This window comes from Kitasatospora sp. NPDC088351, assembly GCF_040685575.1.
In the GTDB taxonomy this organism is placed as follows: Bacteria; Actinomycetota; Actinomycetes; order Streptomycetales; family Streptomycetaceae; genus Kitasatospora.
Genome location: NZ_JBFBIL010000107.1, coordinates 1 through 10,111 on the forward strand (window position 1 = coordinate 1; position 10,111 = coordinate 10,111).

3 protein-coding genes are annotated in these 10,111 nt (G+C 74.7%); all 3 read right to left on the bottom strand.

Features of this window, described 5'->3' with window-relative positions; all coding sequences use genetic code 11:
• A partial coding sequence (locus AB0P06_RS36190) for a type I polyketide synthase (protein ID WP_363615136.1) occupies positions 1–1,925 on the bottom strand: 1,925 nt, incomplete at its 3' end.
• 58 nt (positions 1,926–1,983) lie between these two features.
• Entirely contained in the window at positions 1,984–6,930 is a 4,947-nt protein-coding gene (locus AB0P06_RS36195) for a type I polyketide synthase (protein WP_363615138.1), read from the bottom strand.
• A complete protein-coding gene (locus tag AB0P06_RS36200) occupies positions 6,930–10,088 on the bottom strand; it encodes an SDR family NAD(P)-dependent oxidoreductase (RefSeq protein ID WP_363615140.1) in 3,159 nt (1,052 codons plus the stop codon). The genes AB0P06_RS36195 and AB0P06_RS36200 overlap by 1 nt, the downstream gene beginning before the upstream one ends.
• Positions 10,089–10,111: the final 23 nt, after the last annotated feature.

A 10,111-nucleotide genomic window follows, 5' to 3' on the forward strand; every position in this document is an offset into this window, starting at 1 on the left:
ACGACGTCGACGCGTTCCAGTGAGGGTGCTCCCGGGGCTTCCCGCAGGACGTCTTCGAGTGACCAGTCCACGAACGGGGACAGGGCCCGTTCGCATTCTGTCAGTCGGCTGGCGAACACCGGTGAGGAGTCCAGCAGTTCCACTGCCATGCCGGCCCACTGGGAGCCCTGGCCGGGGAACACGAACACCCGGCCGCCGAGCGGGCCTGCGATTCCGGAGGTCACGCCGTCTCCGGGGACGTCCCCGGCCAGGGCTTTGAGGCCGGTGGCGGCGTCGGTGGGGTTTTCCGCGAGCACGACCGCGCGGTGCTCGAACAGGGCGCGTGAGGACACCAGCGAGAAACCCACCCCGCCCAGCTCCGTACCGGCACGGCCGTCCACCAGCGCACCGAGCCGTTCGGCCTGCCCCCGCAACGACCCGGCACTGCGCGCCGACACCACCAACGGCACCACACCCGAACCCAGCGGCGCAGCAGTGGCGGTGGGCTCGCCCTGCCCGTCCTGGGCCGGGGCGTCGGACGCCCCGGCCTCGGGGACGTCCGCCGGGGGTTCCTCGATGATCGTGTGGGCGTTGGTGCCGCTGGCCCCGAAGGAGGAGACGCCGGCCCGCCGGGGCTCCTCGCCCCGCGGCCACGGCCGGGCCTCGGTCAGCAGCCGCACCGCGCCGGACTCCCAGTCCACCTTCTGCGACGGCTGGTCCACGTGCAGGGTGCGCGGCAGCACGCCGTGCCGCAGGGCCATCACCGTCTTGATGATCCCGGCCACGCCGGAGGCCGCCGCCGCGTGACCGAGGTTGGACTTCAGCGAGCCCAGCCACAGTGGCCGGTCCGCGGGCCGCCCCTGACCGTACGTCGCCAGCAGGGCACCGGCCTCGATCGGGTCGCCCAGCGTCGTTCCGGTGCCGTGTGCCTCGACGGTGTCGACCTGTTCGGGCTTCAGCCGGGCGTTGGCCAGCGCGGCCCGGATCACCCGCTGCTGGGCGGGGCCGTTCGGCGCGGTCAGGCCGTTGCTCGCGCCGTCCTGGTTGATCGCGCTGCCCCGGACGACGGCCAGCACCGGGTGCCCGTTGCGCTGGGCGTCGGAGAGCCGCTCCAGCAGCAGCACACCGACGCCCTCCGCCCACACGGTGCCGTCGGCCGCCGCGGCGAACGCCCGGCAGCGGGCGGTCGGGGACAGGGCCCGCTGACGGCTGTACTCGATGAATCCGGTCGGGGTGGCCATCACGGTGGTCCCCCCGGTCAGCGCCATCGACGACTCGCCCTTGCGCAGTGACTGGCAGGCCAGGTGCAGGGCCACCAGCGACGACGAGCAGGCGGTGTCGACCGTGAGGGCCGGCCCCTCCAGGCCGAGGGTGTACGCGACGCGGCCGGACAGGATCGCGCCGGAGGCACCTAGCGACATCTGGCCTTCCAGGCCTTCGGGGAGGTCCGTGACATTGCTGCCGTAGTCGAAGTCCGTGGCCCCGATGAACACCCCCGTCCGCGAGCCGCGCAGCGAGGCCGGAGTGATCCCGGCGTGCTCGAGCGTTTCCCAGGCGACTTCCAGCAGCAGCCGCTGCTGGGGGTTCATCGACAGCGCCTCACGTGGCGAGATGCCGAAGAACGGGGCGTCGAACCGGTCGACGCCGTCGAGGAATCCGCCCTCACGGACGTAGGTCCTGCCCTGGCGATCCGGGTCCGGGTCGTAGAGCGTGTCGAGGTCCCAGCCGCGGTCGGTGGGGAACGGCGCGATCGCGTCCCGCCCCTCGGCGACGAGGTCCCACAGCTCCTCGGGGGTCCGTACGCCTCCCGGGAGGCGGCAGCCCATCGCCACGACGGCGATCGGCTCGTGCTCCTTCTCCTTGAGTTCCTCCAGGCTCTGACGGGCCACGCGCAGATTGGCGGTTGTCCGCTTGAGGTAGTCGCGAAGCTTCGCTTCGTTCTCCATCACTCGTCAGCTCCTCGAAGACCGTGAAACGGAAGGCCGTGGGTGGGTGTGCGGTGGTTCATGCGATGTCGTCGAGTTCCTGGTCCAGGAGGTCGAACATCTCCTCGTCGGTGGCCGCCTCGAGGTCGTCGACGGCGCTCTGCTGCCCGGGGGCGCCGGACCAGGTGCGCAGCAGGGACTGCAGGCGTTCGGAGACCGCGGCGCGGGCGGCCTCGTCGGCGCCCACCGTGGCCAGTGACGCCTCCAGCCGGTCCAGTTCGGCGAGGACGGGCCCGGCGGGCGAGCCGCCGTCGGGCAGCAGTTCGGCGTCGAGGTGGGCGGCGAGAGCGGCGGCGGTGGGGTGGTCGAAGACCAGCGTGACCGGCAGCCTGAGCCCGGTGGCCACGCTCAGGCGGTTGCGCAGCTCCACGGCGGTGAGCGAGTCGAAACCCAGCTCCTTGAAGGCCCGGTCGGCCTCGACCGCGGTGGAGTCGGGGTAGCCGAGTACGACGGCGGCCAGCGACCTGACCAGGTCGCGCAGCACCCGTTGCCGGTCCGCGTCGCCCAGCGGGGCGATGCGCCGCAGCAGGGCCTCGGAGTCGTCGCGGTCCTCGCCCTCCGGGCCCGATGCGGACGTGAGGGCCGCCAGGGCCTCCGGCAGGTCGCGCAGCAGGGGCAGCGGCCGGCCGGCGGCGAGCGCGGGCGCGAACCGTTCCCAGTCGAGGTCGGCGACCACCTGGAACGGCTCGTCGCCGCCCGCCGCCCGCAGCAGCGCGTCGCCGGCGCGGTCGCCGGGCATGGGGGTCGCACCGCGGCGCCGCAGCTGGTCCGCCACCGCCGCGTCGATCATCCCGCCGTCGGCGAGAGCGCTCCAGGCCACCGAGGTGGCGGCCAGCCCGTCCGCGTGCCGCTGCCGCGCGAGCGCGTCCAGGACGGCGTTGGCCGCGGCGTAGCTCCCTTGACCGGCGGCGCCCACGGTGCCGGCGATGGAGGAGAAGAGCACGAACGCGGACAGGTCGCAGTCCTTGGTGAGTTCGTGCAGGTTCAGCGCCCCGGTGACCTTCGGCCGCAGGGTCCGGTCGGCCTCTTCGGCCGTCAGGGAGTCGAGGACGCCGTCGTCGAGCACACCTGCGGCGTGCACCACCGCGGTCACCGGCAGGTCCCGCGGCAGGGAGCCCAGCAGTTCGGCGAGCGCGGCGCGGTCCGCGACGTCGCAGGCCGCGACCGTGACCCGGACACCGGACGCGGTGAGTTCGGCCTCCAGTTCCCCGGCGCCGGGTGCCGCGCCGCCGCGCCGGCTGATCAGCACCAGGTGCTCGGCGCCCTCCCCGGCCAGTCTGCGAGCCACTCCGGCGCCCGCCCCGCCGGTCCCACCGGTGATCAGGACGGTGCCGCCGGGCCGCCAGCCGGCTGCGGGGGGCGGCGCGGCGGCGCGGAGCAGACGGCGGGCGAACACGCCCGGGCCCCGCACCGCGAGCTGGTCCTCGGACTCGCCGCCGCCCGCGTCGGCCCGACCGGCGAGCACGGCGGCCAGCCGGGCCAGGGCCCGGTCGTCGAGGACCGCCGGCAGGTCGACCAGGCCGCCCCAGCGCTGCGGGGACTCCAGACCGATCACCGCGCCCAGCCCCCAGACGGCCGCCTGGGCGGGGCTGTCGAGCCGGTCGGAGGCGTCGGTCGACACCGCTCCCCGGGTCGCCAGCCACAGCGGTGCCTCGGTCCCGGTGTCGCCCAGCGCCTGAACCAGCGTCATGGTGAGGGCGAGCCCTGCGGGTACGGACGGGGCGCCGGGCTGGGGTGCCTCGTCGAGGGCGAGCAGCGAGAGCACCCCGGCGGGTGCCGCGTCGGTGTCCTTCAGCGTCGCGCCGATCAGCTCGGCCAGGGCGGTGCGGTCCGTGCCGGTGGCGATCTCGACGGGGACGAGGTCCGCGCCGAGGCCGACGAGGCCGGTGAGAACGGCCGTGACCGGCTGGTCCGCGGTGTGTCCTGCCGGTACGGCGACGAGCCAGGTGCCGGTGAGCGGCGCGGCGGCCGGCTCGGGGAGCGGCCGCCAGCCGATCCGGTACCGCCAGGAGTCCAGCGCCGCGCCGTCCGTCCGCCGGCGGCGCCACGAGGACAGCAGGGGCAGCGCCGCCCGCAGCGCGGCGGCCGTACCGGGGTCCGCGGCCTCGGCCGCGTCGCCGGCGTCCAGCGTCGCGGCCAGCGCCGGGAGGTCTTCGCGCTCCACCGCCGCCCAGAAGGCGGCTTCCGCCGGGTCCTGCCCGGCCGCGGACGGCGCGACGGCGGTCTCCAGCCAGTAGCGCTGCCGCTGGAACGGATAGGTGGGCAGGTCCACCGGGCGGGTGCGCCGCCCGGTGTGGACGGCCGCCCAGTCGACCGCGGCACCGCGGACGTACGCCTGCGCCAGCGACAGCAGCATCCGGTCGGGGCCGCCCTCGTCGCGGCGCAGCGAACCGACCACGGACGCCTCCGCGCCGACCGCCTCGATGGTCTCCTGCACGGCGAAGGCCAGGACCGGATGGGGGCTCACCTCGATGATCACCCGGTGGCCCGCGGCCAGTATCCGGCGGGTGGCCTGCTCCAGCTGGACCGTCTGCCGCAGGTTCCGGGCCCAGTACTCCGCGTTCAGGACGGAGGTGTCGACGGGGCCGCCGGTGACCGTCGAGTAGAAGACGGTCTCGGACGGGCGGGGACTGATCGGGGCGAGGAGTTCCAGCAGCTGTCCGTGGATCCGTTCCACCTGCCGCGAGTGCGAGGCGTAGTCGACGGGGATGATCCGTGCCCGGACGCCGTCGGCCTCGCAGGACGCCAGCAGCTCGCGCAGCGCCTCGGGTTCGCCGGAGACCACCATCGAGCCGGGGCCGTTGACCGCCGCCAGCGACAGACGCTCGCCCCACGGCGCCATGCGCTCGACGAGTTCGTCCTGCGGCAGCGAGACCGACATCATGCCGCCGTCCCCGGACAGCGCCCGCAGCGCCCGGCTGCGCAGGGCGACCACGCGCGCGGCGTCCTCCAGCGACAGCGCGCCCGCCACACACGCCGCCGCGATCTCCCCCTGGGAGTGACCCGCCACGGCGGCGGGCTCCACGCCGTGGGAGCGCCAGACGGCGGCGAGGGCCACCATCACCGCGAACAGCAGCGGCTGGACCACGTCCACGCGTTCCGTCGAGGGCGCGCCCGGCGCTCCCCGCACCACCTCGTCCAGCGACCAGTCCACGAACGGCGCCAGGGCGCGCTCGCAGTCGGCCATCGTCCGGGCGAACACGGGCGAGGTTTCGAGCAGTTCTCCCGCCATGCCCGCCCACTGCGAGCCCTGGCCGGGGAACAGGAAGACCGGACGGGTGGTGTTCACCGCGACGCCCTCGGCCAGCCCCGCGGCGGCGCCGCCGGCGGCGAGCGCGTCCAGAGCGGTGCGGAAGTCCTCGCGGGTGCGGCCGACCACGACCGCGCGGTGCTCGAACGCGGACCGGGTGCGGGCGAGTGCCGCCCCGATCTCGGCCGGGCCGTACTCCGGGTGGCGGTCCAGGTGCTGGCGCAGTTGTACGGCGCGGGCCCGCAGCGCGGCGTCGGTACGGCCGGACAGCGTCCACGGCACCGGGGCCGGGGCCGCCGCGTCGTCCGTCTCCGGGTCTTCCTCGGCCGGGGCCTGCTCCAGGATGACGTGCGCGTTGGTGCCGCTGACCCCGAACGCCGACACCGCGCCCCGGCGTGGGCGTCCCAGCTCCGGCCACGGCGTCTCGTCGCGGAGCAGCGACACGGCGCCGGCCGACCAGTCCACGTCGTGCGAGGGCTCGTCGATGTGCAGGGACTTGGGCAGCACTCCCCGACGGATCGCCAGGACGGTCTTGATGATCCCGCCGACCCCGGCGGCCGCCTGGGTGTGGCCGATGCTGGACTTCAGCGAGCCGAGCCACAGCGGCTGACCGGCCGGCCGGCCCCGGCCGTAGGTGGCCAGCAGCGCCTGTGCCTCGATGGGGTCGCCGAGCCTGGTGCCGGTGCCGTGCGCCTCCACCATGTCGACGTCGGCCGTGGTCAGTTCGGCCGCGGCCAGCGCCTGCTGGATGACCCGCTGCTGGGCGGGGCCGTTGGGCGCGCTGAGGCCGTTGCTCGCGCCGTCCTGGTTGATCGCGCTGCCCCGGACGACCGCGAGCACCGGGTGCCCGTTGCGCCGCGCGTCCGACAGCCGCTCCAGCAGCACCATGCCCGCGCCCTCGCCCCAGCCGGTGCCGTCGGCGGCCGCGGCGAAGGCCTTGCAGCGGCCGTCGGGGGCCAGGCCGCGCTGACGGCTGAACTCGACGAAGACACCGGGGTTGGCCATGATCGCGGCGCCACCCGCCAGGGCCAGCGAGCACTCGCCCCGGCGCAGCGACTGAACGGCCAGGTGGAGGGTCACCAGCGACGACGAGCACGCGGTGTCCAGGGTGACGGCGGGCCCTTCGAGACCGAGGGTGTAGGAGATCCGGCCCGAGGCCACGCTGGTGACGTTGCCGATCAGCAGATGGCCCTCGACGCCCGGGTCCGCCACCGCCGGGTCCCCGCCGTACTGGAAGGAGGTTGCGCCGACGAAGACGCCCGCTTTCTCCCCCTTCAGCGACAGCGGGTCGATCCCGGCGCGTTCGACGGCCTCCCAGGAGACTTCGAGGAGCAGCCGGTGCTGCGGGTCCATCGCCAGCGCCTCGCGCGGCGAGATCCCGAAGAAGGCGGGGTCGAACTGGCCGGCGTCGTAGAGGAAGCCGCCCTGCCGGGTGTAGCAGGTGCCGGAGACGGCCGGGTCCGGGTCGTAGAGGGCGTCCACGTTCCAGCCGCGGTCGGTGGGGAACGCGGAGACCGCGTCCCGGCCCTCGGCGACCAGCTCCCACAGGTCCTCGGGCGAGCGGACCCCGCCGGGGAAGCGGCAGCCCATGCCCACGATCGCGATCGGCTCCCGCTCCTTGTCCTGCACCTCCTGCAGGCGCTGGCGGGCCCGGTGCAGGTCGGCGGTGACCCGCTTGAGGTAGCCGAGAAGCTTCTCTTCTTGCTCGTTGGCCATCAGGACGCCCCGAAGTCGTTGTCGATCAGATTGAAGATCTCGTCGGCGGAAGCAGCCATCAGCTGCTCCTCCACCGAGGCCGCGGCGCCGCTCTGCGGGGCGGTGCCGGCGGTGCTTTCGAGCCGTGCCACGAGGCTCTGCAGGCGGGTGGTGAGCCGCTCCCGTACGCCGGTGTCCGCGGTGAGCTCCGCCAGCGCCTGCTCCCACCGGTCCAGGTCGTCGAGGACCGAGTCGGCCGTCATCGGCTGCTGCGGGAACAGTTCGGCCCGCAGGAACCGGGCGAGCGGAGCCGGGGCGGGATAGTCGAAGATCAGCGTGGCGGGCAGCGACAGCCCGGTGGCGGCGTTGAGCCGGTTGCGCAGCTCCACGGCCGTGAGCGAGTCGAACCCCAGCTCCTTGAAGGCGCGGTCGTCGGCGATCGCGTCCGGGGTGGAGTGTCCGAGGACGGCCGCGGTGTGCGTACGCACCAGATCCGTCAGCAGCCGCTCCCGCTCGGCGTCCGGCAGGCCGGCCAGGCCGTCCGTCACGCTGCCGGTGCTCTCCGGTGCGGCGGCCCCGGGTTCCGCGGCCGCTTCCAGCGCCCGCCGGACCTCGGGCAGTTCGTCGATGAGCGGGCGGCGGCGGGCGGCGGTGAAGCCCGGCACGAACCGGTCCCAACGGACGTCGGCGAGGACCAGCGTCGTCTCCTGGCGGGCCAGCGCCCCGTGCAGGGCCGCCACCGTCAGGTCCGGCGCCATCGGGGGCAGCCCCCGGCGGCTCAGGTGCTCCTCCACCCCGTCGCCCTCGATCATGCCCTTGTCCGCCCAGGGGCCCCAGGCCACCGAGGTGGCCGCCAGGCCGCGGGCCCGGCGCTTCTCGGCGAGCGCGTCCAGGAAGGAGTTGGCCGCGGCGTAGGCGCCCTGGCCGCCGCTGCCCCAGGCGGCCGCGACGGACGAGAAGAGCACGAATGCCTCGACGCGGGGCCCGTCCAGAAGCTCGTCGAGATGGACGGCTCCGGACACCTTGCCCTCGGCCATGGCCGCGAAGTCGGCCGGCGTGCTGTCGGCGATCTGCTGGAAGTGGACCACCCCGGCGGCGTGGAACACCGCACGCACCGGCGATCCTTCGGCCTCCAGGCCGTGCAGCAGCCCGGCCAGCGCCGCACGGTCCGCGACGTCGCACGCGGCGACCGTCACCCGGGCGCCCAGGCCCCGCAGTTCGGCCGCGAGGTCCGCGGCGCCCGGCGCCGCGGAACCGCGCCGGCTGGTGAGCACCAGGTGCTCGGCCCCGGTGCGGGCCAGCCAGCGGGCCACCTGCGCCCCCAGACCGCCGGTGCCACCGGTGATCAGAACGGTGCCGTTGGGCTGCCACTTGACCTCGTCGGCCGGCGCGCCCAGCGGGGCGTGCACCAGCCGACGTACGAACACGCCCGCGGTGCGCACCGCCAGCTGGTCCTCGTCGCCCTCGGCGGCGAGGACTCCGGCCAGCCGGGCCGCGGCGCGCTCGTCGACGGTGGCGGGCAGATCGACCAGGCCGCCCCAGCGCTCGGGGTGCTCCAGGCCGACCACGCGGCCCAGGCCCCAGACGGTCGCCTGCTCGGGGCGGTCGACGGGGTCGGTCGGGCTCACCGAGACGGCGGTGCGGGTCGCGAGCCACAGGGGGCAGTGGATCCGCGTGTCCCCGAGCGCCTGCACCAGCGCCAGGTTCAGCGCCAGACCGTACGGCAGGACCGGGCGCCCCGGGTGCGGACCGTCGGCGAGGGCGAGCAGGGACAGCACGCCCGCCGGTGTCTCGCCGGCCGCGACCTCCCGCAGCCGGGCGGCGACCGCGTCGCGACCGTCCTCGGCCAGTTCGACGGTGACCGCCCGCGCTCCGCGCTCCCGCAGGGCGCGCAGGACGGCGGCCTGTGCGTCGCCGCCGGCTCCTGCGGCCGGAACCGCCGGAACGGCCACCAGCCAGGTGCCGGACAGGACGCCGCGCGGCTCGGCGGCCACCGGGTGCCAGGCGATCCGGTACCGCCACGCCTCCGTGGTGGCGTGGTCGTTCTGCCTGCGGCGCCAGGAGGACAGCAGGGGCACCATGCCGCTCAGCGGCGTGGCGGGGTCGACTTCGAGCATCGCGGCCAGCGCGTCCGGGTCCTGGCCCTCGACCGCCTCCCAGAAACGCACGTCCACGGAGTCGGGCGACGACGCGGAGGCGATGCCGTGTGCTCCGGCCGTCGGCGCGTCGGGGACGGCGGGTGTCGCGAACCAGTAGCGGTCGCGTTGGAAGGCGTAGGTGGGCAGGTCGATCCGGTGGGGGTTGTGTCCGGTGAAGTAGGCGTTCCAGTCGATGGTGAGGCCGAGGGTGTGCATGCGGGCCAGGGCGGTGACGGCGGTTTCCTCTTCGGGGCGGTCCTTGCGCAGGACGGGGATGAACTGTCCGTCCTGGACGCAGGACTGGCCCATGGCGGTGAGGACTCCGGCGGGGCCGAGCTCGATGAAGCGGGTCACTCCGCGGGTGCTCAGGGTTGTCATGCCGTCGTGGAAGCGCACCGAGTCGCGGACGTGACGTACCCAGTACTCGGGCGAGCACACCAGCTCGGGCGAGGCGATGTCGCCGGTCACGTTCGACACCAGCGGGATGCGCGGCTCGTGGTAGGTGAGCCCCTCGGCGATGTGCTGGAACTCTTCCAGCATCGGTTCCATGCGGGGGGAGTGGAAGGCGTGGCTGACGCGCAGCCGGGTGGACTTCCAGCCGCCGGCGGCCACGACCTCAAGCACCGTCTCCTCGTCCCCGGACAGGACGGTGGAGGTGGGGCCGTTGACGGCGGCGACCGCCACCCGGCCCTCATGGCCGGTCAGGAACGGCAGCACGTCCTCGTCGGACGCCATCACCGAGACCATGGCCCCACCCGTGGGGAGGGCCTGCATCAGGCGGCCTCGGGCGGCGACCAAAGCACAGGCGTCCGCGAGGGACCACACCCCGGCGACGTGGGCTGCCGCGAGTTCGCCCACGGAGTGCCCGACCAGGAAGTCCGCCCGCACGCCCCAGGACTCCATCAGACGGAACAGCGCCACCTCGACGGCGAACAGCGCCACCTGCGCATACGCGGTGCCTTCCAGGAGCGCCGCCGCAGGGTCGGACGGATCGGCGAAGACGACCTCACGCAGCGGACGGTCCACCAACCCGTCCACCACCGCACACACCTCGTCGAACGCCG